22 protein-coding genes are annotated in these 26,255 nt (G+C 65.6%); 19 read left to right on the top strand and 3 right to left on the bottom strand.

The window, feature by feature from the left end; translation table 11 throughout:
* The first annotated feature begins 260 nt into the window (after positions 1-260).
* From dnaE to CHRYSEO8AT_RS14480, 18 genes are all read left to right on the top strand, one after another.
* Positions 261-3,722, top strand: coding sequence for a DNA polymerase III subunit alpha (gene dnaE, locus CHRYSEO8AT_RS14395; protein ID WP_159851149.1), 3,462 nt, complete (start codon positions 261-263; stop codon positions 3,720-3,722).
* A gap of 92 nt (positions 3,723-3,814) precedes the next feature.
* The gene (locus CHRYSEO8AT_RS14400; protein WP_159851151.1) at positions 3,815-4,411 is read left to right on the top strand and encodes a DUF4142 domain-containing protein; all 597 of its coding nucleotides are present in this window, start codon (positions 3,815-3,817) and stop codon (positions 4,409-4,411) included.
* A gap of 225 nt (positions 4,412-4,636) precedes the next feature.
* Positions 4,637-5,560 (top strand): 30S ribosomal protein S2, encoded by a 924-nt coding sequence (gene rpsB, locus CHRYSEO8AT_RS14405; RefSeq protein WP_159851153.1) that lies wholly within the window; start codon positions 4,637-4,639, stop codon positions 5,558-5,560.
* 111 nt (positions 5,561-5,671) lie between these two features.
* Positions 5,672-6,613 carry a translation elongation factor Ts gene (gene tsf, locus CHRYSEO8AT_RS14410; protein WP_135195904.1) on the top strand — a complete coding sequence of 314 codons (942 nt, stop codon included), beginning with the start codon at positions 5,672-5,674 and terminating at the stop codon, positions 6,611-6,613.
* A 127-nt stretch (positions 6,614-6,740) separates the two neighbouring features.
* On the top strand, positions 6,741-7,475 hold the full coding sequence (pyrH, locus tag CHRYSEO8AT_RS14415; protein WP_159851155.1) for a UMP kinase: 735 nt from the start codon (positions 6,741-6,743) through the stop codon (positions 7,473-7,475).
* A gap of 38 nt (positions 7,476-7,513) precedes the next feature.
* Positions 7,514-8,071 (top strand): ribosome recycling factor, encoded by a 558-nt coding sequence (gene frr, locus CHRYSEO8AT_RS14420; protein ID WP_135195906.1) that lies wholly within the window; start codon positions 7,514-7,516, stop codon positions 8,069-8,071.
* A 37-nt stretch (positions 8,072-8,108) separates the two neighbouring features.
* The gene (gene uppS / locus CHRYSEO8AT_RS14425) at positions 8,109-8,882 is read left to right on the top strand and encodes a polyprenyl diphosphate synthase (RefSeq protein ID WP_159851157.1); all 774 of its coding nucleotides are present in this window, start codon (positions 8,109-8,111) and stop codon (positions 8,880-8,882) included.
* On the top strand, positions 8,882-9,700 hold the full coding sequence (locus CHRYSEO8AT_RS14430) for a phosphatidate cytidylyltransferase (RefSeq protein ID WP_159851159.1): 819 nt from the start codon (positions 8,882-8,884) through the stop codon (positions 9,698-9,700). The genes uppS and CHRYSEO8AT_RS14430 overlap by 1 nt, the downstream gene beginning before the upstream one ends.
* Complete coding sequence (gene dxr / locus CHRYSEO8AT_RS14435; protein ID WP_159851161.1) at positions 9,697-10,893, top strand: 1-deoxy-D-xylulose-5-phosphate reductoisomerase; 1,197 nt, start codon at positions 9,697-9,699, stop codon at positions 10,891-10,893. The genes CHRYSEO8AT_RS14430 and dxr overlap by 4 nt, the downstream gene beginning before the upstream one ends.
* A 27-nt stretch (positions 10,894-10,920) precedes the next feature.
* On the top strand, positions 10,921-12,138 hold the full coding sequence (locus CHRYSEO8AT_RS14440) for an RIP metalloprotease (protein ID WP_159851163.1): 1,218 nt from the start codon (positions 10,921-10,923) through the stop codon (positions 12,136-12,138).
* Positions 12,139-12,167: 29 nt separating this feature from the next.
* Positions 12,168-14,609 (top strand): outer membrane protein assembly factor BamA, encoded by a 2,442-nt coding sequence (gene bamA, locus CHRYSEO8AT_RS14445; protein ID WP_159851164.1) that lies wholly within the window; start codon positions 12,168-12,170, stop codon positions 14,607-14,609.
* Positions 14,610-14,641: 32 nt separating this feature from the next.
* On the top strand, positions 14,642-15,241 hold the full coding sequence (locus CHRYSEO8AT_RS14450; RefSeq protein WP_159851166.1) for an OmpH family outer membrane protein: 600 nt from the start codon (positions 14,642-14,644) through the stop codon (positions 15,239-15,241).
* Positions 15,242-15,248: 7 nt separating this feature from the next.
* Positions 15,249-16,262, top strand: a complete 1,014-nt coding sequence (lpxD, locus tag CHRYSEO8AT_RS14455; protein WP_159851168.1) for a UDP-3-O-(3-hydroxymyristoyl)glucosamine N-acyltransferase — start codon at positions 15,249-15,251, stop codon at positions 16,260-16,262.
* A gap of 2 nt (positions 16,263-16,264) precedes the next feature.
* On the top strand, positions 16,265-16,741 hold the full coding sequence (gene fabZ, locus CHRYSEO8AT_RS14460) for a 3-hydroxyacyl-ACP dehydratase FabZ (RefSeq protein ID WP_159851170.1): 477 nt from the start codon (positions 16,265-16,267) through the stop codon (positions 16,739-16,741).
* A complete protein-coding gene (gene lpxA / locus CHRYSEO8AT_RS14465) occupies positions 16,741-17,529 on the top strand; it encodes an acyl-ACP--UDP-N-acetylglucosamine O-acyltransferase (RefSeq protein ID WP_159851172.1) in 789 nt (262 codons plus the stop codon). The genes fabZ and lpxA overlap by 1 nt, the downstream gene beginning before the upstream one ends.
* Positions 17,526-18,365, top strand: coding sequence for an LpxI family protein (locus tag CHRYSEO8AT_RS14470; protein WP_159851174.1), 840 nt, complete (start codon positions 17,526-17,528; stop codon positions 18,363-18,365). Before lpxA ends, CHRYSEO8AT_RS14470 begins: the two co-directional genes overlap by 4 nt.
* Positions 18,362-19,531 (top strand): lipid-A-disaccharide synthase, encoded by a 1,170-nt coding sequence (gene lpxB / locus CHRYSEO8AT_RS14475; RefSeq protein ID WP_159851176.1) that lies wholly within the window; start codon positions 18,362-18,364, stop codon positions 19,529-19,531. The genes CHRYSEO8AT_RS14470 and lpxB overlap by 4 nt, the downstream gene beginning before the upstream one ends.
* Positions 19,532-19,587: 56 nt before the next feature.
* A complete protein-coding gene (locus tag CHRYSEO8AT_RS14480; RefSeq protein ID WP_159851178.1) occupies positions 19,588-20,526 on the top strand; it encodes an FUSC family protein in 939 nt (312 codons plus the stop codon).
* Between the two features lie 63 nt (positions 20,527-20,589).
* On the opposite strand, the gene gltA is transcribed toward CHRYSEO8AT_RS14480, so the two are convergent.
* The gene (gltA, locus tag CHRYSEO8AT_RS14485; RefSeq protein ID WP_159851180.1) at positions 20,590-21,891 is read right to left on the bottom strand and encodes a citrate synthase; all 1,302 of its coding nucleotides are present in this window, start codon (positions 21,889-21,891) and stop codon (positions 20,590-20,592) included.
* 66 nt (positions 21,892-21,957) lie between these two features.
* Entirely contained in the window at positions 21,958-23,373 is a 1,416-nt protein-coding gene (gene gltX / locus CHRYSEO8AT_RS14490; protein WP_159851182.1) for a glutamate--tRNA ligase, read from the bottom strand.
* A gap of 67 nt (positions 23,374-23,440) precedes the next feature.
* Here gltX and CHRYSEO8AT_RS14495 point away from each other — a divergent pair, with 67 nt between their 5' ends.
* A complete protein-coding gene (locus tag CHRYSEO8AT_RS14495) occupies positions 23,441-25,558 on the top strand; it encodes a ComEC/Rec2 family competence protein (protein ID WP_159851184.1) in 2,118 nt (705 codons plus the stop codon).
* On the opposite strand, the gene lexA is transcribed toward CHRYSEO8AT_RS14495, so the two are convergent.
* A complete protein-coding gene (lexA, locus tag CHRYSEO8AT_RS14500) occupies positions 25,539-26,234 on the bottom strand; it encodes a transcriptional repressor LexA (RefSeq protein WP_159851186.1) in 696 nt (231 codons plus the stop codon). The genes CHRYSEO8AT_RS14495 and lexA overlap by 20 nt on opposite strands.
* Positions 26,235-26,255: the final 21 nt, after the last annotated feature.

The following is a 26,255-nucleotide window of genomic DNA, read 5'->3' on the forward strand; positions in this document are numbered from 1 at the left end:
GCGTTTGATGAGAGATATGCTGTCGCTGGCGTCGTGCGGTGGCTTCGTGCTGATGGTCTGGACCGTAGCGATCAACGTCACCGGCGCTTGAGATCAGACGAATTAGACGGATTAGACGGTGTTTTTGCCGATGACCGTCTGAAGTCAGTGATCCACAGCCCATCCGCCCGAGAGCGGGTTTGCGATGGTTGATCGCTGCCCGATATGAGAGTCAGGGCGGGCTAGGCCGCGAATGAGCGGGCCGGCGGTCGGAGAAGGCATTGAGCGAGCCGGTGAACAATCAGGGTTTCGTCCATCTGCGGGTCCGCTCGGCCTATTCGCTGCTGGAAGGCGCGATCAAGGCCGCCAAGGTCGGCAAACTGGCTGCCGATGCGGGCATGCCGGCGGTCGGTGTCGCGGACCGCGCCAATCTGTTCGGCGCGCTGGAGTTCAGCCAGACGGCCAAGGAGGCGGGCGTCCAGCCCCTGGTGGCCTGCGCCCTGCCGGTGTTCGGCATCGGCGGCCAGATCAAGGCCCGCTGGGCCAAGGTTCCGACCGTGGTGGTGCTGGCTCAGAATACCGCCGGGTGGCTGAATCTGTGTGCGCTGTCGTCGTCAGCCTATCTGGACGCCGGAGAAATGGCCGAGCCGGGCGTGTCCTGGGAACATGTCGTGGCGCGTTCTGAAGGATTGATCCTGCTGTCCGGCGGTCCGGACGGCCCGGTCGACCCGCTCTTCGCCCAAGGCAACAAGGCCGAAGGCGCCGCGACCCTGGCGACCATGAAGGCGGCCTTCGGCGACCGTTTCTATGTCGAGCTTCAACGTCACGGCCTGGATGACGAGAAGCGGGCCGAGCCGGGTCTGGTCGAATGGGCTTATGCCAACGACACGCCCCTGGTGGCCACCAACGACGTCTATTACGCCAAGGCCGCCCAGGCGAAGTCGCACGACGCCCTGCTGTGCATCGCCGACGGCGCCTTCACCGGCCAGGAAGATCGCCGCCGCATCACCGGCGAGCACTGGTTCAAGCCGGCCGCCGTCATGCGCGAACTGTTCGCCGACCTGCCTGAGGCCTGCGACAACACCATCGACATCGCGCGCCGCTGCGCCTTTCTGGTCAACACCCACGCGCCGATCCTGCCGCGGTTTGACGCCGGCGCCGGGCGGTCCGAGCCCGACGAACTGGCCCACCAGGCGCGCGAGGGGCTCAAGATCCGCCTAACGGAAGTGACGCCTGCCTTCCCGGAAGCGGAATACTGGACCCGTCTGGACTGGGAAGTCGGGATCATCCAGCAGATGGGGTTCCCCGGCTACTTCCTGATCGTGTCGGACTTCATCAAATGGGCCAAGACCCACGGCATACCCGTGGGGCCCGGGCGGGGCTCCGGCGCGGGCTCATTGGTCGCCTGGTCCCTGACCATCACCGACCTGGACCCGTTGCGGTTCGGCCTGCTGTTCGAGCGGTTCTTGAACCCCGAACGGGTCTCGATGCCCGACTTCGACATCGACTTCTGCCAGGAGCGGCGCGAGGAGGTGATCGACTACGTCCAGGACCGTTACGGCAAGGACCGGGTGGCCCAGATCATCACCTTCGGCACGCTTCAGGCGCGGGCCGTGCTGCGCGATGTGGGTCGGGTGCTCCAGATGCCGCTGGGCCAGGTGGACCGGCTCTGCAAGATGGTGCCGAACAATCCGGCCGCGCCCGTCACCCTGGCCCAGGCCATCGAGCTGGAGCCGCGCCTGAAGGAGGCGAGGGACGCCGAGCCGGCGGTTCGCACCCTTCTGGAAACCGCGCTGGAGCTGGAAGGGCTCTATCGCAACGCCTCGACCCACGCCGCCGGCATCGTCATCGGCGACCGGCCGCTGACCGAGCTGGTGCCGCTGTATCAGGATCCGCGCTCCACCATTCCCGCGTCCCAGTTCAACATGAAATGGGTCGAGCCAGCGGGTCTGGTGAAGTTCGACTTCCTGGGCTTGAAGACCCTGACCGTGCTGGACCGCGCGCGCGCCTATCTTGAACGACGCGGCGCAGCCAAGGACTGGAATACGCTGCCGCTGGACGACGCGCGCACCTATGAGTTGATGGCATCGGGCCAGACGGTCGGGGTGTTCCAGCTGGAATCCCAGGGCATGCGCGACACCCTGCGCAAGATGCGTTGCGGCTCCATCGAGGAGATCACCGCCCTGATCTCCCTCTATCGGCCGGGGCCGATGGAGATGATCGACACCTATATCGACCGCAAATTCGGTCGGGCCGAGGTCGATTATCTGCACCCCAGCCTGAAGGAGGTGCTGACCGAGACCTACGGCGTCATCATCTATCAGGAACAGGTGATGAAGATCGCCCAGATCCTGGCGGGCTACAGCTTGGGCGAGGCCGACCTGCTGCGTCGCGCCATGGGCAAGAAGAAGAAGGAGGAGATGGACTTCCAGCGGGCGCGTTTCATCGCGGGTGCGCTGGAAAAGACGGTGCCCGAGGTTCAATCCGGCTCCATCTTTGACCTGGTGGCCAAGTTCGCCGGCTATGGCTTCAACAAGTCGCACGCCGCCGCCTATGCGCTGATCTCGTTCCAGACGGGCTGGCTGAAGGCAAACCAGCCGGTCGAGTTCTTCGCCGCGTCCATGAGCCTGGACCTGTCGAACACCGACAAGCTGGCGGTCTTCTACCAGGACGCGCGACGGTTCGAGGTGCCGGTGCTGTCGCCCGACATCAACCGATCGTCGGCCGACTTCGACGTGGCCTGGGACGACGACAAGGGGGCGGTGCTCTATGCCCTGGGTGCGATCCGCAACGTGGGCCTGGAGGCGATGAAACACGTCATCGAGGTGCGCGAGACGGGCGGACGTTTCGCCGATATCTTCGACTTCCTGGAACGCGTCGATCCCCGCAGCGTCAACAAGCGCGCGCTGGAAGGCCTGGCCAAGGCGGGCGCCTTCGACAGCATCCATCCCAACCGGCGTCAGTTGCTGGAGCAGGCCGATGTTCTGATGGCCTATTGCCAGAGCGTGGCGGCCGAGCGCGCCTCGTCCCAGGTCAATCTGTTCGACGGCGACCAGGCCCACGTCGGCCGGCCGCGGTTGAAGACCGTCGAGCCCTGGGTCGGGCCGGAACGGTTGGATCACGAACTGTCGGCCGTCGGCTTCTATCTGTCCGGCCATCCTCTGGACGAGATGACCTCGGCCCTGAGGCGCAAGCGCGTCACCTTCGTCGCCGAGGCCATTCCTCTGGCCGAGTCCGGTCATGAGGCCTTCCAGATGGCCGGGGTCGTGCGTCGCAAGCAGGAGCGGGCCAGCGCGCGGACCGGCGAGAAGTTCGCCTTCGTCACCTTCTCGGACCCGACAGGCGAGTTCGAATGCCTGTTCCCGCCCGAACAGCTGCGCAAATGCCGCGAGGTTCTAGAGCCGGGCGCCTCGGTCATGGTGCGGGTGCGCGCCAAGTCGTCGGAAGGGGAGGTGCGCTTCTTCGGCGACGACGCCTCGCGCATGGACAATCTTCTGGACGACGCCAACATCGGCCTGCGCATCCACGTCTCGGCCCGCAGCGCCGATGCGGAAGCCTTGAAGGCGCGGCTGGAACGCGCCCGGTCCGGGGCCATCGGCAAGGGCGGGGAAATCTCCCTTATCGCCTCGCTGGACGGCCGGCAGGAGGTCGAACTGAAGCTGCCGGGCCGCTATCGTCTGGACGGCGCTCTGCGCGGTGCACTCAAGTCAGCGCCCGGCGTGGTGATGCTTGAGGATGCCTAGGCCACGCCATATGTAGTATGGCCAAGCTGTTGATATTTCGGAACCTCACGGGCGCGTGATGGGTTTGGTCAGTCCATAGGGAGACTGTTCCAATGAAATATCTCGCCATCGCCAGCGTCGCCTCGCTGGCCCTTCTCGCCGCCTGTAACCAGGGTGGCGACAGCGCCGCCCAGAACACCAGCGAAGCCGTCAACGCGACCCAAGACGCCACCTCCGGCGTCGTCGGTCAGACCTCCGCCATGACCATGGGAGCCAACACGGTCGACGGCTTCGTCACCGGCCTGGGCACCGGCAACATGTACGAGCTTGAAGCCGCCAAGATCGCCGCCGCCAAATCGACCAACGCCGACGTCAAGGCCCTGGCCGCCATGATCACCAAGGATCACACGGCTGCGGGTGAGAAGCTTGGAACGGCCGCCGCGGCTGCTGCGCCCAACGTCGCCATCCCGACCACGCTGGACGAGCGTCGCAAGGGTCTGATCGACAATCTGAACGCCGCCACGCCGGGCGATTTCGACAAGGTCTATCTGGACCAGCAGGTCGCCGCCCATAACGAGACCCTGACCCTGCTGAATGGCTTTGATGACAACACAGACGCCCCTGCGCTCGCGACTTTGGCTCGCGAATTGATAACGCCCGTCACGGCGCATCGCGACCGCGCCCAGGCGCTGCTTGACGCGATGAAGTAAGGAACGCGCCGTCTATCTCGCAAAGGCGGTCCCGAAAGGGGCCGCCTTTCTTGCGTCTGGCGAGGCGACGCTTGCTATTGCGGCCCATCCGGCCTACATCGCCCCCGCATTTCGCAACGCGGGTGAGGCGCGACTCGGGGAGAAATCCTGAGACGCACCATTCCGAGGGTCGTCAGACCTTTAATCCCCCGCGCCACGTTTGATCGGAAAAAGGACTGAACGATCATGGCTCTGCCTGAATTCTCGATGCGCACCCTGCTTGAAGCAGGCGCTCACTTCGGCCACCAGACGCACCGCTGGAACCCGAAGATGGACCGCTACATCTTCGGCTCGCGCTCGAACATCCACATCATCGACCTGTCGCAGACGATGCCGCTGTTCCACCAGGCTCTGGTGGCTGTGCGTGAAGTCGCCGCCAAAGGCGGTCGCGTCCTGTTCGTCGGCACCAAGCGCCAGGCCGCCGAGCCGGTCGCCGAAGCCGCCAAGCGCTGCGCCCAGTACTATATGAACAACCGTTGGCTCGGCGGCACGCTGACCAACTGGCGCACCGTCTCGGGCTCGATCGCCCGCCTGCGCGAACTGGAAGGCATCCTCGAGAACGGCGGCGAAGGCCGCGTCAAGAAGGAGCTGCTGAACCTGGAGCGCGAGAAGGACAAGCTGGAACTGTCGCTGGGCGGCATCAAGGACATGGGTTCGATCCCGGACATCATGTTCGTGATCGACACCAACAAGGAAGCGATCGCGATCCAGGAAGCCCGCAAGCTGAACATCCCGATCATCGCCATCCTGGACACCAACTCGGACCCGGACGGCATCACCTATCCGGTCCCCGGCAACGACGACGCCGCCCGCGCCATCCAAACCTACTGCGACCTGATCGCTGACGCCGTCCTGGACGGTCTGGCTGCCGGCGCTTCGGCCTCGGGCGTTGACCTGGGCGCTGCGATCAATCCGGAAGAGCCCATGCTGCGTGAAGCCTCGACCCCGGTCGAAGCTGACGCCGCGCCGGCCGGCACCGAATCGGTCGCCGCCGAACTGGAAGCCGCTGCTGAACTGGCCCCCGCTGAGCCGGCTGTCGCCGACGAAGCCGCTCAAGCGGCCACTTCGGAAGCGAACGACGCCGTCGAAACCGAGAAGGCCACGGGCTGATCGCCCGCAGGACGGTGTTCGCGCTCTTGAGCGCCGCCTGACGAACTGACACACGGCCGGGCTAAGTCAGTCCGGCCGTTCCCACATACGAAATCCCCCAAGGAGAAGAACATGGCCGAGATCACTGCCGCCCTCGTGAAGGAACTTCGCGAGCGTTCGGGCGTCGGCATGATGGACTGCAAGAAGGCGCTGGTCGAAAACGACGGCAACATCGAAGCATCGATCGACTGGCTGCGCGCCAAGGGCCTGTCCAAGGCCGCCAAGAAGGCCGACCGCGTCGCCGCTGAAGGCCTTGTCGCCGTCGCGTCCAAGGAAGACGGCAAGGGCGAAGTCGCCGCCGCCATCGAGTTCAACGCCGAGACCGACTTCGTCGCTCGCAACGAGCTGTTCCAGAACGCCGCCAAGTCGTTCGCCCAACTGGGTCTGGACCACCACTCGGTCGAAGCCCTGCACGGCGCCGAACTGGAAGCCGGCAAGACGGTCCAGGACGAAGTGACCAACATGATCGCCACCATCGGCGAGAACATGCAACTGCGCCGCGCCGCCCGCCTGTCGGTGTCGGAAGGCGTCGTCTCGACCTACGTCCACAACGCGGTTTCGCCGGGCGTGGGCCGCATCGGCGTGCTGGTCGCCCTGGAAGGCGAGGGCGACAAGACCGCTCTGCGCGAACTGGGCCGCAAGATCGCCATGCACGTCGCCGCGACCGCTCCGCTGTCGTTGAATACCGACGACCTGGACCCCGCCGCCATCGAGAAGGAACGCACCGTTCTGACCGAAAAGGCCAAGGAAGAAGGTCGCCCGGAAGCCATGATCGCCAAGATCGTGGAAGGCCAGATCAACAAGTTCCAGAAGGACGTGGTGCTGTCCAAGCAGCCGTTCGTCATGGACCCGGACGTGACCATCGAACAGCTGGTCGCCAACTCGGCCAAGGAACTGGGCTCCTCCAACCTGCACCTGGCCGGCTTCGTGCGCCTGGCGCTGGGTGAAGGCGTCGAGAAGGTCGAAGGCCCCGACTTCGCGTCGGAAGTCGCCTCCATGATGGGCGGCAACTAACAAGTCTTCCCCTCATTCGTGAGGGTTTTGTATCAGAAGGGCGCGTTCGGCTTTGATGGCTGGCGCGCCCTTCGTCTATAAGAAGTCGCCTGATTCAATGGCGCCGCAGTCAAACGGACCGTCCCGCATGCCCGACGCCACCTCGACCTTCCGCTACAAACGCGTCCTGCTGAAGGTGTCCGGCGAGGTGCTGATGGGCGATCAGTCGTTCGGCGTCGATATGAACACCGTCGATGCGGTCGCCAAGTCGGTCGCAGACGTGGCGGCCGAAGGCGTCGAAATCTGCCTGGTCATCGGCGGCGGCAATATCTTCCGGGGCCTGTCCAAGGCGGCGGCGGGCATGGAACGCGCCCAGGCCGACTATATGGGCATGCTGGCGACCATCATGAACGCCCTGGCGATGCAGTCGGCGCTGGAGAAGATCGGCGTTTCGACCCGCGTGCAGAGCGCCATTCCGATGGCCGCCATCGCCGAACCCTACATCCGCCGTCGCGCCCTGCGTCATCTGGAAAAGGGACGGGTGGTGATCTTCGCCGCCGGCGTCGGCGCGCCCTTCTTCACGACAGACTCGGGCGCCGCGCTGCGCGCCGCTGAAATGGGCTGCGACGCCCTGCTGAAGGGCACCAGCGTGGACGGCGTTTATACCGCCGACCCCAAAAAGGATCCGACCGCCACCCGCTACGAGACCCTGACCTATCAGGATGTTCTGGCCAAGGATCTGCGGGTCATGGATGCCTCGGCCATCGCCATGATGCGCGACACGGGCATCCCGATCGTGGTCTTCTCCATTCGGGAAGACAACTCGCTGCGCCGGACCCTGACCGGCCAAGGCACGTTCACGGTCATTCAGGACGTCGCTTGAACGTCTGCTGACCAGGAAAGACAAGAGAGACCAAGACCATGGCAAAGCCTGAACTGAAGACCTATCGCGACCGCATGGAACGGTCTGTGACCGCCCTGAAGGAAGAGTTCAGCGGCCTGCGGACCGGACGCGCCAATGCCGGCCTGCTTGAGCCCGTGAGGGTGGAAGCCTATGGCTCGGCCTCGCCGCTGAGCGCCGTCGCGGCCATCAGCGTGCCCGAGCCGCGCATGATCAGCGTCAACGTCTGGGACAAGGGCATGGTTGTCGCCGTCGAGAAGGCGATCCGTAACGCGAACCTGGGCCTGAACCCCATCGTCGACGGCCAGACGCTGCGCATCCCCGTGCCGCCGCTGACCGAGGAACGCCGCAAGGATCTGGTCAAGCTGGCCGGAAAATACACCGAGCAGCAGAAGATTTCGGTCCGCAACGTCCGTCGCGACGCCAACGACGACCTGAAGAAGGCCGAGAAGGCCGGCGAGATCAGCCAGGACGAGCAGAAGAAGATGGAGACCGAGGTCCAGAAGGAAACCGACGCGGCCATCAAGCGCATCGACGAGGCCTTGAAGACCAAAGAACAAGAGATCATGCAGGTCTGAGGCGAAACGGCTTGGCCCTGAAGGGATCGCACGAGAGATGACGGCAGACAGCGCCGCGCCTTCTGGCCAACGCCCACAAGGACGGGGTCCCGATGGGCCGCGTCATGTCGCCATTATCATGGACGGCAACGGCCGCTGGGCGAAAGCGCGGGGCCTGCCGCGCGCCCTGGGCCATCGCGAGGGCGTGCAGGCGCTGAAGCGCACGATCCAGGCGGCGCCGGACCTGGGCATCAATTGCCTGACCGTGTTCGGCTTCTCGACGGAGAATTGGAGCCGGCCCGAGGACGAGGTGTCCGACCTGATGGGGCTGGTTCGAACCTATGTGGCGAGCGACCTTGCGCGTCTGGCGAAAGCGGGCGTGCGTCTGCGAATCCTGGGCCGTCGCGAAGGTCTGCCTGGAGACATCGCCGCCATCATCGAAAGGGCCGAGGCCCAGACGGCGCATAACGACCGCTTCTTGCTGCAGGTCGCCTTCAACTATGGCGGCCGGGCCGATCTGGTGGACTCCGCGCGGCGGCACATGGAACGGGTCCTGGCGGGGGAGACGGCCGAACCGATCACCGAGGCAGTCCTGACCTCCGGGCTGGCGACGGCGGGTTCGCCGCCGCTGGATCTGATCGTGCGCACGTCCGGTGAGCAGCGCCTGTCGAACTTCCTGTTGTGGGAAGCCGCTTACGCCGAACTGGTGTTCCAGGACATCCTGTGGCCCGACTATGGCCCCAAGGCTCTGGCCGAGGCGATCGCCGCCTTTGGTCAACGCGACCGTCGCTATGGCGGTCGAGAGGTCGCCCCCGTGCGCGCTACGGCCTGATGGCGGTCAAGGGGCGTGATATTGCGTTGAGGGCGGCTTCCGCCGCCGTGCTGGCGCCGGCGGCTGTCGCCGCGACCTGGTTCGGCGGTGTGTGGTTCCTGGCGCTGGTGGTCGTCGCCGCCGTCGTTCTCGCCTTCGAATGGGGCGCAATGAGCGCGCCTAGAGCTCCTCGTCCTATCGGTTTGGCCGTCGCTCTTGCGGTCGTCGCCTCCGTCGTCAGCGCCTACTTCGGCGTCATGTCGGTGGCTTTCGTCATCCTGGTGTTCGGCGCTGCGGCGGCGGGCCTTCTCGCCCGACAGCGCGGACAACAGGCGATCGACGCCGCCTACGGTGTTCTTTATCTCGGCTGGCCTTCGATCCTGCTGATCTGGCTCCGGGACGGTGAGAGCCCGGTGGGTCTCCATTGGACGGCGCTGGTCTTCGCCGTGACCTGGTCGGCGGATATTCTGGCCTATCTGGCAGGTTCGACGTTCGGCGGTCCCAAGCTTTGGCCGCGCTATTCGCCCAACAAGACCTGGTCGGGCTTCATCGGCGGCATTCTGGCGGGGGCCGTGGCCGGCGCCGCCATGACTGCGTGGTTCGACATGGGCCGACTGACCATATTCTGGGGTGCGGTTCTGGGGCTGGCGGCGGCCTTGGCGACCATGGGCGGCGACTTGTGGGAGTCGGGCCTGAAGCGCCGGTTCGGGGTCAAGGACGCCGGCAACACCATTCCGGGGCACGGCGGCTTGCTGGACCGGGTCGATGGCCTGATGTTCGCGGTCGTCGTGGTCGCGGCCGGGCGGTTGATCGTCCTGTTATTGGAGCGCGGCGCGTGATCCGGCGTCGCGTCACGGTGCTGGGCTCAACCGGGTCGGTCGGCGCTTCGACGCTGGACCTGATGGATCAGGCCGAGGCCACGGGGACTGGCGCTTTCGAGGTCGAGGCGCTGACCGGCGGGGCCAACATCGCCAAACTGGCCGAGCAGGCGCGACGCTGGCGTCCGAAAGTGGCGGTCACCGCCGATCCGGCGCGGCTGGAAGAGTTGCGAGACGCCTTGGCCGGTACGGACATAGCGGTCGCCGCAGGCGACGCCGCCATCGTCGAGGCGGCGACGCGGCCGGTCGATTGGATCATGGCCGCCATCGTCGGCGCAGCGGGATTGAAGTCGGCCTGGGCGGCGGCGGCCACCGGGGCGACCCTGGCGCTGGCTAACAAGGAAAGCCTGGTCTGCTGCGGACCGGCCCTGATCGAACGGGTCAAGCGGGCAGGGGGGCGGCTGATTCCGGTCGATTCCGAGCACTCCGCCATCTTTCAGGTCTTTCCGGCCGAAGCGCCCGAGCGGGTGTCCAGGCTGATCCTGACTGCTTCGGGCGGACCTTTCCGACAGACCCCGCGCGAACGGATGATCGGCATCACGCCCCAACAGGCGGTGGCGCATCCGAACTGGAGCATGGGGGCCAAGATTTCGGTCGACAGCGCCACCATGGCCAACAAGGGCCTGGAGATGATCGAGGCGGCCTATCTGTTCGATATGCCGCAGGACCGAATCGACGTGGTGGTGCACCCCGAATCGATCATCCACAGCCTTGTGGAATATGTGGATGGTTCGACGCTGGCCCAGATGGGGCCGCCCGACATGCGCACGCCCATCGCCTGCGCCCTGGCCTGGCCCGACCGTATCGCCTGGCCCGCGCCCAAGCTGGATCTGGCGGTACTGGGCCGTCTGACGTTCGAGGCACCCGATCTGTTGCGTTTTCCGGCCCTGGATTTGGCCCGTCAGGCGCTGAAAGCAGGCGGCGCGACGCCCGCCGTTTTCAACGCCGCCAACGAGGTCGCGGCCTTTGCATTTCTTGACCGCAAGCTGGCCTTTCTCAATATTGCCGCAGTCGTCGCCGAAACCCTTGAGTGTGCGACGAAAGCGGGGATGGCTTTCGGTTCTGGAGATGCCTGCGGTGCGGCCCTTTCGGTCGATGCCGAGACGCGTCGAATGGCCGAAACCGTCATCGCCGGTCTTGCGAACGCGGCCTGATAGCAGGCCAGGGGAGACGATTTTCGAATGCTGGGCGTCCTGGGTCAGGTCCTGATCTCAATCGCCTCGTTCCTGTTGGTGTTGACGTTCATCGTCACCATCCATGAACTGGGTCACTTCCTCGTCGCGCGCGCCTTTGGCGTGAAGGTGGACCGTTTCGCGGTCGGCTTCGGCAAGGCTGTGTTCAGCCGCACCGATCGCCACGGCATCGAATGGCGGCTGGGTTGGCTGCCTCTGGGCGGCTATGTGAAATTCTCTGGCGACCTCGACGCCTCCAGCGTGCCGGATCAGGCGGGGTTGAACGAACTGCGCCAGAGGGTGGTGGCCGAGCGCGGACCCGGCGCCGAGCGCGACTATTTCCACTTCAAGCCGGTGTGGCAGCGCGCGCTGATCGTCGCGGCCGGTCCGGTCGCCAACTTCATCCTGGCCATCACGATCTTTGCAGTTGTCTTCATGGCCGTGGGCGTTTCGTTGCGCCCCGCCCGCGTGGCTCAGGTTCAGGCGGGATCGCCCGCAGCCGCCGCCGGCTTCCAGGTCGGCGACCTGATCACCGACGTGAACGGCAAGCCCATCAAGGACGGCAGCGCGGTGACGCGCACCGTCATGCTCTCCACCGGCGATCCTGTCCGTTTCACCGTCGAACGCGCCGGGCAGCCGGTGGAACTGATCGCCACGCCCGAACGCCGCGAAGAGAACGACCCCATCGCCGGACGGGTCAAGGTCGGTCGTATTGGCCTGGGCCTGGGGTCGTCGGCCGGCGATGTGCGCCATGTTCGTTACGGCCCGGTTGGCGCCGTGGTCGAAGGCGTGCGCCAGACCGGCGACGTGATCGGTTCGACTTTGACCTATCTCGGGCGTCTTGTGACCGGTCGCGAGTCGGGCGATCAGTTCAGCGGACCGCTGGGCATTGCCAAGGCGACGGGGTCGCTGACGACCGCTGCGGTCGAGGCCAATCCGGCGCCGAGCGCCATCGCCATCAACCTGATCCTGACGCTGACAACCTTGGCCGCCATACTTTCGATCGGAATCGGCTTTCTAAACCTACTTCCCATCCCGATCCTCGACGGCGGGCATCTGCTTTTCTACGGCTACGAAGCCGTGGCGAGGCAGCCTGTGTCGGCGCGGTTCCAGGAGATGGGCTATCGTGCAGGTCTTGCGCTTTTGGCGGGATTTATGTTGTTCGCGACGTGGAACGACCTACAGAAGCTCAACCTCTTCCAATTCCTCGGCGGGCTCGTCTCGTGAGCCGACGCCAGCCCCCGATGGTTTCCCGAATGAATGACATGACCTCTCGCGCCGCCGTTCGACTAAGCGCCCGCTCCAGCCTGCTGGCTCTGGCGGTCGCCGCCGGGCTCGGCGCGCCTGCGCTGGCTCAGACCGCGCCCGCCACGCCGACACCTGCGCCGGCTCAGACGACAACGCCGCAAGCGCCTGCCGCAAACGCCGATCCGCGCGTCGAGATTGCTGCGCCGCAGACGATCACGATCAACCGCATCATCGTGCAGGGCGCACAGCGGATCGACCAGACGACGGTCCTGTCCTATCTGCCGATCCGTCCCGGCGACGCGGTGGACGCTTCGGTGCTTGACGTCGCCGTGCGCACCCTGTCGCGCACCGGCCTGTTCGCCGACGTTCAACTTGGCATCCAGAACGGCGACCTGATCGTTCAGATCGTCGAGAATCCCATCATCAACCAGGTGGTGTTCGAAGGGAACAAGGCCCTTTCGAAGGACAAGCTGACCAAGGAAGTCACCCTGTCGCCGCGCGGCATCTATACTCGCGCCAAGGTCCAGGAAGATGTCGGCGCCATCGTGGAGCTTTATCGTCTGCAAGGCCGTATTTCCGCGACCGTGACGCCCAAGCTGGTTCAGCTTGAGCAGAACCGCGTCGATGTGATCTTCGAGATCAATGAAGGTCCGCAGACCGGCATCAGCGCGATCAACGTCCTGGGCAACCAGGCCTTCTCGGATCGCGACGTGCGCGGCGTGATGGTCACCGAGAAGTCCACCTGGTGGAAGTTCTTTTCCAACAACGACAACTACGACCCCAACCGTCTGGAATACGATCAGGAGCAGCTGCGGAAGTTCTATACCAACCGTGGCTATTACGATTTCCGCGTCGTTTCGTCGGTTGCTGAGCTGCAGCCCGACGATCAGGCGTTCCAGCTGTCGCTGACGCTGAACGAAGGCGACAAGTATAACTTCGGCGAGGTCAAGGTCGTCACCCAGAACGACCGACTGAACGCCGACTTCCTGCAACGGCTGATCCCGATCCGTTCGGGCGATCTGTACGAGAGCGACAAGATCGAGCAGGCGGTCGACGCCCTGACCTTCGCCGCCGGTTCGGCTGGCTATGCCTTCGTCGAGATCAACCCGACCTACAAGGCCAATCCCGACACCGACACGGTGGACGTGACCTTCAATGTGTCGGAAGGCCAGCGGGTCTATATCGACCGCATCAATGTGGTGGGCAACACCCGCACCATCGACCCGGTCATCCGTCGCGAACTGCTGCTGACCGAAGGCGACGCCTTCAACCGCGCCCTGATGGAGCGGTCGCGCAACAATCTGCGTGCGTTGGGCTTCTTTAAGGACGTGACGGTCGAGGAGACACGTGGCAGCGCGCCGGACCGGTCGGTCATCAACGTCAACGTCCAGGAACAGCCGACCGGCGAACTGTCGGTGGGCGCGGGCTTCAGCTCGGTCGATAGCTTCACCGTCAACCTGGGCATCTCCGAGCGGAATTTCCGCGGACGCGGCCAGAATGTCGTGGCGCGTCTGGAATGGGGTTCGCTGCGCCAGCAGGTAGACTTCCGCTTCACCGAGCCGAAGTTCCTTGGCCGCGACCTGCGCGCCGGCTTCGACCTGTTCCACTCCCGCTATGACCTGAGCCAATATTCGTCGTACGACTATCGTTCGACCGGTGCGGGCTTGCGTCTGTCCTATCCGCTGAACGGCAATATGCTGCTCAGCACCCGCTACTTCCTGAAGTCGGACGAGATCATCGTGCCGACGGGATTCTGCTCCACGGCAGGACAGGGCTCGTCGGCCCTTTGCGACCAGATCGGCAGCTTCATCAACTCGTCCGCCGGCTATACGCTGCAGATGAACTACACCAACGATCCGGTCCGCCCGACGCGCGGCTGGGCGGGCTCGTTGCGTCAGGATCTCGCCGGTCTCGGCGGCGACGTGAACTATGTGAAGACCGAGGCTGACGCGAGCTGGTACTATGGCTTTACGCCCGCCTGGGTCGTCAGCGTTCAGGGGTCGACCGGCTATATCAGCGGCTGGAATGGCGACCCGATCCGCATCAACGACCGCTTCTTTAAGGGCGGCAACAGCTTCCGCGGCTTCGAGACGGCCGGTATGGGCCCTCGCGACCTGAACACGACCGACTCGCTGGGCGGCAACTTTTACGCTGTCGGCACGGTAGAGCTGACGCTGCCGAACTATCTGCCCGAACAGTACGGCATCAAGACCTCGCTGTTCGCCGACGTCGGTACGCTGGGCGTGCTCGACGACCGTTACAAGCTGACGGCCACGGGCACCGAAAACACCAATATCGCCGATGAGCTGTCTCTGCGCGCGTCGGCAGGCATCAGCATTCACTGGAAGTCGCCGATGGGGCCGATCCGCTTCGACATCTCCAAGGTGCTGTCCAAGGAAGACTACGACAAGACGGAATCCTTCCGCTTCTCGACCTCCACCCAGTTCTAATCGCGGCTTTTTCGACCGCACGAGGAAACCCCATGAAAGCTCTGATCATTGCGGCGACCGCCGCCGCTTCGCTCATCGCCACCGCCGCTTCGGCGCAACAGGCGCCGGCCAACCCTGGCCCGGTCATCCCTGGCGTCTGCGTCTATTACAACGCGCGTCTGCTGGCCCAGTCGTCGGCCGGCCAGGCTGTCGAAGCGCGCATGCAGCAACTGGCCCAGGAAGTTCAGGGCGAGCTGCAACCCTACGCCACGCAGATCCAGACCGAGGCCCAGCAGCTTCAAACGTCGGGCTCCAGCCTGCCGGCCGACCAGTTGCAACAGCGCCGTCAGGCTCTGCAACAGCGCGCGCAGGAAGCTCAACAGCTGGAATCCACCCGCGAAAACGAGCTGCGCTACACCCTGGGCATGCAGCGCCAGGCCATCACCGAAGCCGTCTCGCCGATCCTGACGGCCCTGTATCAAGAAAAGGGCTGCGGCCTGCTGCTCGACCGCGAGAGCGTCTTCATGATGAACCCGGCCATGGACGTGACCGACCTGGCGATCCAGCGCCTGAACACCGCCCTGCCGACCCTGAGCTTCAACCGCCTGCCGGTTCCGGCTCAGACGCAAGCGCAACCGGCGGCCGCCAACTAAGTCGCCGATGCCGGATCCTCGCTTCTTCGAAACCCTGTCGCCCCTCAGCGTCGCCGACCTGTCGGTGCAGATCGGCGGTGAGGTCGCGCGGGGTGGGGATCGCATAATCGCCTCCGTCGCGCCTCTGTCCTCTGCGGACGGGGGCGCGATCGCGTTTCTGGGCGATCGCAAGTTCGCCTCGGCCCTGACGGCGACAAAGGCCGGCTGCGTCATCGTGCCGGCCGAGGCCACCGAGGCAGCGCCTTCAGACGCCGCCGTGATCGTCTCGCGAACGCCTCAGGCCTCCTGGGCCAAGGCGTCGCTTCTGCTGCATCGCCCCATCCTGTTCGACGCGGCGATCACGCGCGACCAAGCAGCCGAGGACGACAGCGTCGTGGTCGAACCGGGCGCGGTCCTGGGCAAGGGCGTCCGTATCGGTCGCGGGTCCCGTATCGGCGCAAACAGCGTTATCGCGCCGGGCGTTCAGATCGGCCGCGACTGCGTGGTCGGTTCGAACGTCACGGTCGGCTTCGCCCTGATCGGCGACCGGGTGAAACTGTATGCGGGCGCGCGGATCGGCGAGGCGGGTTTCGGCGCCACTGGAACCGCCGCCGGCGCCATGGACATTCCACAGCTGGGCCGCGTCATCCTGCAGGACGGGGTGACGGTCGGCGCCAACAGCTGCATCGACCGCGGCGCTTATGACGACACGGTCATCGGCGAGAACACTAAGATCGATAATCTGGTCATGGTGGGCCACAACTGCGTCATTGGCCGCAACAATCTGATGGCCGCCAACACGGGAATTTCCGGGTCGGTCACCAGCGGTGACAACGTCATCTTCGGCGGCAAGGCGGGGATCGGCGACCACATCACCATCGGCGAGGGCGCGCGCGTGGCGGCCGGCGCGGGGGTGTTGGCCGACATTCCGGCGGGTGAGACCTGGTCCGGTTATCCGGCCCGTCCGATCCGACAGTTCTTGCGCGAGACGATCTGGCTCGCCAAACAGGCCTCTTCAAAGAAGGCCCCGAAGGAATCATAGGGATGAGCGAAGACGGCAAGATCGATTACGCCGAGGTGATGCGGCGGCTGCCGCACCGCTATCCCTTCCTGCTGGTGGACAAGGCTGAGGCATTCGTGCCGCGCACCTCAATCGTCGGCATCAAGAACGTCACCCACAACGAGCCCTTCTTCCCGGGCCACTTCCCCATCGATCCCGTCATGCCGGGCGTGCTGATCGTCGAGGCCATGGCCCAGACCGGCGCCCTGCTGATGTCCAAGACCCTGGATGTGGCCGTAGCCGACAAGGTCATCATGTTCATGTCCATCGACGGCGTGCGCTTCCGCAAGCCCGCGCGGCCGGGCGACCAGCTGCGCATGGAGGTCAAGGTGATCAAGGCGCGGGGCGACGCCTACAAGTTCCGCGGCGAGACCTTCATCGATGGAAAGCTGGCGGCCGAGGCCGAATTCATGGCTATGGTCGTGACCGTACCGGTTCCAGCACCGGAGCCCGCGGCCTGATGACCATCCACCCGACCGCCCTGATCGACGCCACGGCGACCCTGGTCGACGGGGTCCAGGTCGGGCCTTGGTGCACGGTCGGACCGAACGTGGTGCTGGGCGAGAACGTGCGTCTGGTCAGCCATGTGGTGGTCCAGCAGGACACGACGGTGGGCGCCGGGACGGTGATCCATCCGTTCGCGGTCATCGGCGGCGACCCCCAGCATAACGGCTACAAAGACGAGCCGGTGCGGTTGGAAATCGGCGAAAACAACCTGATCCGTGAACACTGCACCTTAAACCGGGGCACGCCGCAGGGGACGGGCGTGACCGTGGTCGGCGCCAACAACCTGTTCATGACCGGCGCCCACGTCGGCCACGACTGTGTAGTCGGCGACAATGTGGTCATGGCGAACAACGCCACCCTGGGCGGACATGCCCAGGTCGGCGACAAGGTCTTCCTGGGCGGCCTGTGCGCCGTGCATCAGAACGGGCGCGTGGGGCAGGGGGCGATCATCGGCGGCCTGGCGGCCGTGACCCGCGACGTCATCCCCTATGGCTCGGCCTGGGGCAATCACGCGCGACTGCGCGGGCTGAACCTGATCGGGCTGAAGCGCAAGGGCTACGGCAAGGACCAGGTGCGGCGGCTGCTGGCGGCCTATCGCGACCTGTTCGAGGGCCAGGGCGAGTTCGCCGGGCGGATCGACGAGGTGGCGCAGACCTATGCCGACCTGCCTGAGATCATGGAGATCGTCGCCTTTATCCGCGACGGCGGGCGGCGTCCGCTGTGCCTGCCGAACGCGGAATGACCGGTTCCGGCAAGTTGGGCCTGATCGCCGGCGGCGGCGACCTGCCGGCGGCGGTGGCGGCGCGGTGCGATGCCGAGGGGCGGCCTGTCTTTCTGATCCGTCTGGCCGGGTTCGCCGATCCCCACCTGATCCGCTGGCCGGGCGCCGAGTTCGGCATGGCCCAGATCGGCGCCATCTTGAAGGCGCTGAAGACCGAGGGCTGCACGACCGTCTGTCTGGCGGGCATCGTCAACCGACCCGACTTCAAGACGTTGAAGCCCGACTTCAAGGGCGCGACCCTGTTGCCCGGCATCGTGGCGGCGGCGACAAAGGGCGATGACGCCCTGCTGCGCAAGATCCTGTCGGTGTTCGAAGCCGAGGGCTTCGCCGTCGAGGGGGCCGACGACGTCCTGGGTGGAGAAATACTGGCTGCTGGAGCCTTGGGCGCCGTTTCGCCGACGCCGGAGCAGTTGGCTGATCTGAAGAAAGCGCTGCATATCGCTGAAAAATCAGGTGAGTTGGACATCGGTCAGGGCGCGGTCGTGTGTGACGGCCTAGTGCTGGCGGTCGAGGCTCAAGAGGGGACCGACGCCATGCTGAGCCGGGTCGCGGGACTGCCAGCCGATCTGCGCGGCTCGACCGGTGACCGCAAGGGCGCGCTGGGCAAGGCGCCCAAGCCGATCCAGGACCTGCGGGTGGACATGCCGGTGATCGGTCCACGTACGGTCGAGATGGCGGCGGCGGCGGGTCTGGCGGGCATCGGGGGGGTGGCGGGACACCTGATCCTCATCGACCGCGCAGCAATCATTGCGGCGTCGGACAGGCTGGGCCTGTTCGTCTGGGGCGAAGCGCGATGAGCCGTTCGCTGAAGATCATGCTGGTGGCGGCCGAGGCTTCGGGCGATGCGCTCGGAGCCGGCTTGGCCAAGGCGCTGAAGACGCGGCTGGGTGTGGAGGTGACCTTCGTCGGTGTCGGCGGTCCCCAGATGGCGGCCGAAGGTATCGCCAGCCCGTTCGACATCGCTGAACTGTCGATCCTGGGCTGGATCGAGGGCCTGCGCGCCTATGGCAAGGTCAAGCGCCGCGTCGAGGAGACGGCTGCGCTGGCAGAGCGAGAAAAGCCCGACGCCGTGGTCCTGATCGACAGCTGGGGCTTCACGATCCGTGTCGCCAAAGCCATCCGCGCCGCGCGCCCTGATGTGCCTCTGATCAAATACGTCGGGCCTCAGGTGTGGGCGTCACGGCCGGGCCGGGCCAGGACGCTGGCAGGTGCGGTGGATCATCTGCTGGCGCTCTACAGCTTCGACGCGCCTTGGTTCGAGCGGGAAGGGCTGTCGACGACCGTGGTCGGCTCTTCCGCCCTGCACGTCGATGTAGAGGGCGCCGACGGTGCGGCCTTCCGTGCGCGACGTGGCATAGCCGCCGACACCAAACTGCTGCTGGTGCTTCCGGGCAGCCGCCCTAGCGAGATCACGCGAATGACGCCGGTCTATGAGGCGGCGATCGGCAAGTTGAAGGCTATCGATCCGACGCTGGAAATCGCCGTCGTCGCTGCCGGAACCGTCGCCAAGGATGTGGCTGGAAGGGTCGCCGCCTGGCCGTTTCGGGTACACCTTGTGGACGAGGCCGAAAAGTACGACGCCATGCGTGCCGCGACGGTGGCTTTGGCCACCAGCGGCACAGTCTCCACCGAACTGGCCCTGGCCGGCGCGCCCATGGTCATCGCCTACAAGATCGACGGGTTGAGCTATCAGTTGATGAAGCGGTTGGTGACGGCGAAACACGTGACGTTGTTCAACATCGCCGCCGACGACCGGATCGCGCCGGAGTTCATCCAGCATGAGGCGACACCGGCTATACTGGCGGCGGCGGTCGGCCGGTTACTGACAGATCCAGCCATGGCGGCCGAACAGGCAAGACGCCAGACGGCGGCGCTGGATCTGATGGGACGCGGCGGGCCGGACCCGTCGGAACTGGCGGCGGACGCCGTGCTGAAGGTCATCGCTTCAAAAACACGGGCCTGACGGTGGCCAGAGCGCTTAGTCCCCGACGAGCCGCAGAAGTCCGGGCCGCTTTGCAGATGGCGACAGGCGCCATGGCGGCGCTCTATCTCGCGACGTGGCTGAACCTGCCTCATCCTTATTGGAGCGTGATCTCCGCCATCGTGGTCATTCAGGCCAGTGTCGGGGGCGGGGTCCTGAACATCGCGCGCGACCGGGCCATTGGCACGGTGACGGGGGCGTTTGCCGGGGCGATCTTCGCCTTCCTGCGGCCGCCGGGGATGGAGAGCATGGCGCTCAGCATCGCCGCATCCACGGCGGTTCTGGCCTTTCTGGGCGCTGGGCGCCCCTGGCTGAAGATTGCGCCGGTGACGGCGACCATCGTCATCGCGGGCGGGACCGGGGCGGAAGGGCCGGCGTCGCTGGCGCTGGACCGCGTGATGGAGATCCTGGTCGGCAGCGGCGTCGGTGTGATGGCCATCCTTGCGCTGTTTCCGCGCCACGCTCGTCAATCCTTCAAGCTGCAGGCCCGCGAGGCGGCGGGGGAAGCGGCGGCGCTGCTGGCCCTGATATCCAAAGGCGATCCTGCGGACGCGTTCGAAATCACCCGCCGCCATGCCGATCTGAAACGACGGCTGGATGCGCTGGGTCAGGCGGCCAAGAACGTGATCGATCTGCCTGGACCCCAGCGTGAGACCGCCGACCGCGCCGCCTTGGCGCGCGCCTTCTGGCGGGTACGCAGCGACATCGTCATCCTGGGGCGTGGTTTTCAGGCCGAGGGCGCAGGCGCGCGGCTGGATCCCTGGTCTCAGGACGCCGCGCGGGCAGTGGAGCAGCTGGAGGCCTTGTCCCGCGGCAAGGCGGCGCAGCCGATGGGGCCGATCGACCAGAGCCTGGCCCTGTCCATGGCCGTGGAGGGCGACGACATGGCCTTGGGCGCCGCCGCCATCGGCGTCGCCCACATGCACCGCGACCTGGATGATTTGGCCGCGCGGTTCGCCGATCTGAAGCTGGTCTGACGGCAAAGAAAAACGCCGGGGATGGCTCCCCGGCGTTCTGCAGTTCAGACTTGAGGCTGTCGATCAGCCGCGCTGTTCGATCGGCACGTAATCGCGCTCGGTCGGGCCCGTGTAGAGCTGGCGCGGGCGGCCGATCTTCTGCGAGGGATCGGCCATCATTTCCTGCCACTGCGAGATCCAGCCCACGGTGCGGGCCAAGGCGAACAGGACGGTGAACATGGTGGTCGGGAAGCCCATCGCCGACAGGGTGATGCCCGAATAGAAGTCGACGTTCGGGAACAGCTTGCGCGAGGTGAAGTATTCGTCCGACAAGGCGACCTTCTCCAGCTCCTTGGCGACCAGGAACAGCGGGTCGTTCTCGCGGCCTGTGGCGGCCAGCACTTCATAGGCCGACTGCTGCATAACCTTGGCGCGCGGATCGTAGTTCTTGTACACGCGGTGGCCGAAGCCCATCAACTTGTACTTGCGGTCCTTCACGCCCTGGATGAACTCCGGGATGTTTTCCGGGGTGCCGATTTGCTTCAGCATGGTCAGCGCCTCTTCGTTGGCGCCGCCGTGCGAAGGGCCCCACAGGCAGGCGATGCCGGCGGCGATACAGGCGAACGGATTGGCGCCCGACGAACCGGCGAGACGCACGGTCGAGGTCGAGGCGTTCTGTTCGTGGTCGGCATGCAGGGTGAAGATGCGGTCCATGGCGCGAACCAGGGCCGGATCGACGTGGTAATCCTCGGCCGGCACGGCGAAGCACATGCGCAGGAAGTTCTCGGCATAGGACAGGTCGTTGCGCGGCGACACGAACGGCTGGCCGATATGGTATTTGTAGGCGCGGGCCGCGATGGTGGGCATCTTGGCGATCAGGCGGATGGCAGAGATGTCCCGCTGCACCGGATCATGGATGTCCAGGCTGTCGTGATAAAAGGCCGAAAGCGCGCCGACGGTGCCGACCATGATCGCCATCGGGTGGGCGTCGCGGCGGAAGCCTTCGAAGAAGCGATCGAACTGGCTGTGCAGCATCGTGTGGGTAGTGATGCTGTTCTCGAACTTCTCGTACTGGGCGGCGGTCGGTAGTTCGCCGTGCAGCAGCAGGTGGCAGACCTCGACGAAGTTCGACTTCGACGCCAGTTGGTCGATCGGATAGCCGCGGTGCAGCAGCACGCCGGCGTCGCCGTCGATATAGGTCAGGGCCGATTCGCAGGCGGCCGTGGAGGTGAAGCCGGGATCGAAGGTGAAGGCGCCCGTTCCCGCATAGAGCTTGCGGATGTCGATGACGTCCGGGCCGGTGGAGCCCGAAAGGACCGGCAACTCGATGGTCTTGTCCTCGAAGGACAGGGTCGCCGAGCCGGCGGTTTTGGCTTGTTCAGTCATGAATGCCCCTTTGCATCATACGTCCAGGCGCGGGGAGGCGTCGGCCGCTTTTTGGTTTGTGGGTGATCACTTAGTCTGTTGCAGCGCATCATCCAAGCGCCCGAGACTTTCGTCGCGCCCAAGAGCCGACAAAGTTCGCGCAATATCAGGTGATGTTGACCCAGCGGTAAGGGCCATACGCGTCGGCGGGCCGATCTTGCCGAAGCCAACGCCCTCGGATTCGGCGAAGGCTTTGAGCTCGGCTTCCAGTGCGAAAACGTCCCAGGACTGGAACAGCGCCAGCCGATCACGCAGCCGACCGAGGCGCTCCAGTGTCTCGCCGCTCAGCAGGGCCTGACCCTTTTCGTCGATGGCTAGAGGACGGGATTTCATCACGAAAGCCGTTTGTTCGGCCAGGTCCAGCACCGTCTTGGCGCGGTCCTTGACGAAGGGCATGGCGCGTTGAAGCCCAGCTTCGTCGGCCTCCGCAAGAACGTGGCCTTTTTGCAGATGCGCATCAAGCGTCAGCTTGGCCAGGCGCTCGTCGTCAGCGAGACGCAGCCAGTGCGAATTGACGTGAGCCAGCTTGTCGAAGTCCAGCCGGGCCGGCGCCTTGCCGATGCCGGCGAGATCGAACCATTCCACCGCCTGGGCGTCGCTGAACAGTTCATCGTCGCCATGCGCCCAGCCCAGGCGGGCCAGGTAGTTGCGCATGGCCTCGGCCAGATAGCCCATCTCGGCGTATTCATGCACCGCCTGGGCGCCATGACGCTTCGACAGCTTGGCGCCGTCGGGACCGTGGATCAGCGGGATGTGAGCGAAGGTCGGACGTGCCCAACCTAGGGCGTCATATATCAGGCTCTGACGAGCCGCGTTGTTCAGGTGGTCGTCGCCGCGAATGACGTGGGTCACGCCCATGTCGTGGTCATCGACGACCACAGCGAGATTATAGGTCGGCGCGCCGTCCGAGCGCAGCAGCACCAAGTCGTCCAGATAGTCGGTCGACCAGCTGACCGAACCCTGAACCTCGTCGGCGACGGTGACGGTCGTCGCCATGGGGCGGCGGAAGCGCACGACGTGGGGCAGGGCCAGGTCATCGACCGTGGGCTCGCGGTCGCGCCAAGGCGATTCGAAGGTGCGTTTCTCGGCCTTGGCTTCGTCGCGCAGGCGGCCGGTGTCTTCGGCCGATGTGAAGTCGCGATAGGCGTGGCCCGTTTCGAGCAGTTGATCGACCACCTCGCGGTGGCGGTCGGCGCGACTGTACTGGAACACCGGCTCTTCGTCGGCGAACAGTTCTAGCCAGCTGAGGCCGTCGAAGATGGCCTTCACCGCCTCGTCGGTGGAGCGCTCGCGGTCGGTGTCCTCGACACGGATCAAGAAACGTCCAGCGTGTCTCTTGGCGTACAGCCAGTTGAACAAAGCGGTTCTCGCTCCGCCGATATGCAGATAGCCTGTCGGCGAGGGGGCGAAGCGGGTGACGACAGTCGAGGAAGGTGAGGTCATAGGCGAGGGGTCCGTAAGCGAGGCCCTTATACGCTCCGACGCGGCAAAGCCTACCCCCGGCGCACGATTGCGCGCGTGGTTGGACGACCAGGTCGCGGCGCAAACTCTGCGATGGCGGCTATGGGCGCCGGTCGCGTTCGGCGCCGGCGCCGCAATCTATTTCGCCCTGCGCTCCGAGCCGGCGTTGTGGCCTCTGTTGATGGGCGCCACTTTCGCCTTAGCGGCCTGGATCACGGCGAGGCGACGGGGATGGGCGCGGCGTTTGACCTGGCCTCTGTTGATGCTGGCCTGCGTCGCCGGGGGTTTGGCGGCCGCCAAGGTCCGCACCGAAATGGTCGCCGCACCGATTGCGCCCGCATTGAGCGAACCGACCGTGATCGAGGCCTGGGTCGTGGACGTCGACAGTCCTGGCCAAAGGGGCGCGCGGATCGTGATCGCGCCGGTCTGGATACGCGGGATGACGCCCGAACAGACGCCCGTGCGTTTGCGGGCGACGGTGCGGGGTGAACCGCCCAGGCCCGGCGAGGCGATCCGCCTGTTCGGCATCCTCAATCCGCCACCGGCGCCGGCCAGCCCCGGCGCCTATGATTTCGGGCGCAACGCCTTCTTCCAAGGCATGGGAGGCGTGGCCTTCGCGCTGGGAGAGACGCGACGCGCAGATCTTGCGCCGGCGTCCTGGCGATTAAGGCTGGCGATGGCGGTGAATGGTGCGCGCTATGCCTTGGCGGAACGGATTGTGGCGCGCCTGGGCGAGCGGACGGGTGGGATCGCGGCCGCCATGACGACCAGTCACGAAACGTGGATCAGCCAGGAAGACATGGATGTGATGCGGGATTCCGGCCTGGCGCACATCCTGTCGGTGTCGGGTCTGCACATGGCCATCGTCGGCGGCTTCGTGTTCTTCGCCGTGAGGTTGGGCGTGGCGGCCTGGTCTTGGCTGGCGCTGCGTGTTCCGGGCAAGAAGGTCGCGGCGGTGGCCGGTTTGACTGCGGTCGGGGTGTATTTGGTGGTGTCTGGAGCGCCACCACCCGCCGAACGCGCGGCGATTACGGCCTCCATCGCCTTTCTGGCCATCCTGCTGGATAGGCAGGCGGTGACGATGCACGGGCTGGCGGTCGCGGCCTTCATCGTTCTGGCGGTCCAGCCGGAAGCCATCGTCACGCCGGGCTTTCAGATGTCGTTCGCCGCGACCGCTGCATTGGTCGCCCTGGTCGAGGCCTGGCCCAAGCGAACCCGCGAGATCTCCGCTCCGTGGCCGATCCTGGCGGTCCAGCGGTTCTGCGGCTGGCTGACGGCGGCCGTCGCGGCCAGTGTCGTGGCGGGGCTGGCGACCGGGCCGTTCGCCATGCAGCATTTCAATCGCACGGCCATGTACGGGCTGTTGGCGAACCTGGGCACCTCGCCCGTGGCCGACTTCATCCTGATGCCGGCCCTGGCCATCGGCGCGGCGCTGGAGCCGCTGGGACTGGGCGGGCCTTTCCTGGCGGTCGCGGGATGGGGCGTCGATCTGATGCTGGCGATCGGAACCTGGACGGCGGGACTGCCGGGGGCGGTGCGGACGGTGGCCAGTGCGCCGGACTATGTCCTGCCGATCGCCTTTCTGGGGGTGCTGTTCGTGTGTCTGTGGCAGGGGCGGCTGAGGTGGTTGGGCCTGCCATTGGCGGCGGCGGTGCTGGTCTGGCCGCGCGCGCCGACGCCGGATCTGTGGATTGGCGACGGCGGGACAAACGCTGCGTTTCATCGCGAGGAGGAGGCGATTGTCGTCAGGCCCGGCGTGCGAGAATTTGCCGTCGATCTGTGGTCGCGACGGCGCGGCCTGACCATGGCGGATCGGTCGGAGACGGGCTGGGTGTGCGACCGCTTCTCTTGTCGGCCTGAGGATAAACAGGCTGGACGCGTTGCGATCTGGTGGGGTCGCAGAGCCCCGAGTCTGGATCAGATGGAGACGTTATGCCGCGCCGCGCCAGTCGTTAGCGTGCGTGCGGTCGTCACGTCGATCCCGAGCGTCTGCAAAGATCGCCTGCTGCTCGACGGCGTCGATTTCGCCCGAGGTGGCGCGGTGGAGTTATGGCGTGACAGTGCGGTCGAACCGGACCGATGGCGCGCCGTCTGGACGGCCGACGTGCGGGGCGACCGCCCCTGGGCACGCCAGCCGAACCCGGAGGTCAGTGATAGCGGCGCATGAGGCCGACCAGCTTGCCCTGAACGGCGACCTGATCCGAGCCGTAGATCTTGGTTTCGTAGTTGCGGTTGGCAGGCTCCAGCGCGATGGAGGCGCCCTTCTTGCGAAGCCGCTTCAGCGTCGCATGTTCGCCTTCGACCAGCGCCACCACGATTTCGCCCGAGGAGGCGTTGTCGGTCGATTTGATGACCACCATGTCGCCGTTCAGAATACCCGCCTCTATCATCGAATCGCCTTCGATCTCGAGCAGATAATGTTCGCCCGAACCCAGCATGGATTCCGGAACCGGATAGCGTGCCGTCTCGTGTTCGATGGCGTCGATCGGCGTGCCGGCGGCGATCTTGCCCATCAACGGCAGTTCTCGGGTGTCATTGGCCGCAAGTGGCGCCAGGGCGCGGCCGCCGCCGCCTTCGATGACATCTGGCTTGAACCCGGCCCGGCCGCGCGGCGCGCCGGCGGTGGCCTGCTCGGGCAATTTGGTCACTTCCAGGGCGCGGGCGCGGTGGGCCAGACGGCGGATGAAGCCGCGCTCTTCCAGCGCCGTAATCAGTCGATGAATGCCCGACTTGGACGCCAGGTCCAGCGCCTCCTTCATCTCGTCGAACGAGGGGGAGACGCCCGTCTCCTGGATCCGTTCGTGGATGAACATCAGCAGTTCGTGCTGCTTGCGCGTGAGCATCGCCAGGCCCTCATGCGCCCG

The organism is Brevundimonas sp. G8 (assembly GCF_902506205.1).
GTDB lineage: Bacteria > Pseudomonadota > Alphaproteobacteria > Caulobacterales > Caulobacteraceae > Brevundimonas.

Bases quoted from the DNA above. Each gene is read 5' to 3' on its own strand.
- lexA (WP_159851186.1), bottom strand. From the start codon at position 26,234: ATGCTCACGCGCAAGCAGCACGAACTGCTGATGTTCATCCACGAACGG.
- CHRYSEO8AT_RS14480 (WP_159851178.1), top strand. From the start codon at position 19,588: ATGGCGACAGGCGCCATGGCGGCGCTCTATCTCGCGACGTGGCTGAAC.
- rpsB (WP_159851153.1), top strand. From the start codon at position 4,637: ATGGCTCTGCCTGAATTCTCGATGCGCACCCTGCTTGAAGCAGGCGCT.
- CHRYSEO8AT_RS14430 (WP_159851159.1), top strand. From the start codon at position 8,882: ATGGCGGTCAAGGGGCGTGATATTGCGTTGAGGGCGGCTTCCGCCGCC.
- gltX (WP_159851182.1), bottom strand. From the start codon at position 23,373: ATGACCTCACCTTCCTCGACTGTCGTCACCCGCTTCGCCCCCTCGCCG.
- tsf (WP_135195904.1), top strand. From the start codon at position 5,672: ATGGCCGAGATCACTGCCGCCCTCGTGAAGGAACTTCGCGAGCGTTCG.
- CHRYSEO8AT_RS14400 (WP_159851151.1), top strand. From the start codon at position 3,815: ATGAAATATCTCGCCATCGCCAGCGTCGCCTCGCTGGCCCTTCTCGCC.
- CHRYSEO8AT_RS14440 (WP_159851163.1), top strand. From the start codon at position 10,921: ATGCTGGGCGTCCTGGGTCAGGTCCTGATCTCAATCGCCTCGTTCCTG.
- frr (WP_135195906.1), top strand. From the start codon at position 7,514: ATGGCAAAGCCTGAACTGAAGACCTATCGCGACCGCATGGAACGGTCT.
- gltA (WP_159851180.1), bottom strand. From the start codon at position 21,891: ATGACTGAACAAGCCAAAACCGCCGGCTCGGCGACCCTGTCCTTCGAG.
- bamA (WP_159851164.1), top strand. From the start codon at position 12,168: ATGAATGACATGACCTCTCGCGCCGCCGTTCGACTAAGCGCCCGCTCC.
- lpxD (WP_159851168.1), top strand. From the start codon at position 15,249: ATGCCGGATCCTCGCTTCTTCGAAACCCTGTCGCCCCTCAGCGTCGCC.
- lpxA (WP_159851172.1), top strand. From the start codon at position 16,741: ATGACCATCCACCCGACCGCCCTGATCGACGCCACGGCGACCCTGGTC.
- pyrH (WP_159851155.1), top strand. From the start codon at position 6,741: ATGCCCGACGCCACCTCGACCTTCCGCTACAAACGCGTCCTGCTGAAG.
- CHRYSEO8AT_RS14470 (WP_159851174.1), top strand. From the start codon at position 17,526: ATGACCGGTTCCGGCAAGTTGGGCCTGATCGCCGGCGGCGGCGACCTG.
- fabZ (WP_159851170.1), top strand. From the start codon at position 16,265: ATGAGCGAAGACGGCAAGATCGATTACGCCGAGGTGATGCGGCGGCTG.
- CHRYSEO8AT_RS14450 (WP_159851166.1), top strand. From the start codon at position 14,642: ATGAAAGCTCTGATCATTGCGGCGACCGCCGCCGCTTCGCTCATCGCC.
- uppS (WP_159851157.1), top strand. From the start codon at position 8,109: ATGACGGCAGACAGCGCCGCGCCTTCTGGCCAACGCCCACAAGGACGG.
- lpxB (WP_159851176.1), top strand. From the start codon at position 18,362: ATGAGCCGTTCGCTGAAGATCATGCTGGTGGCGGCCGAGGCTTCGGGC.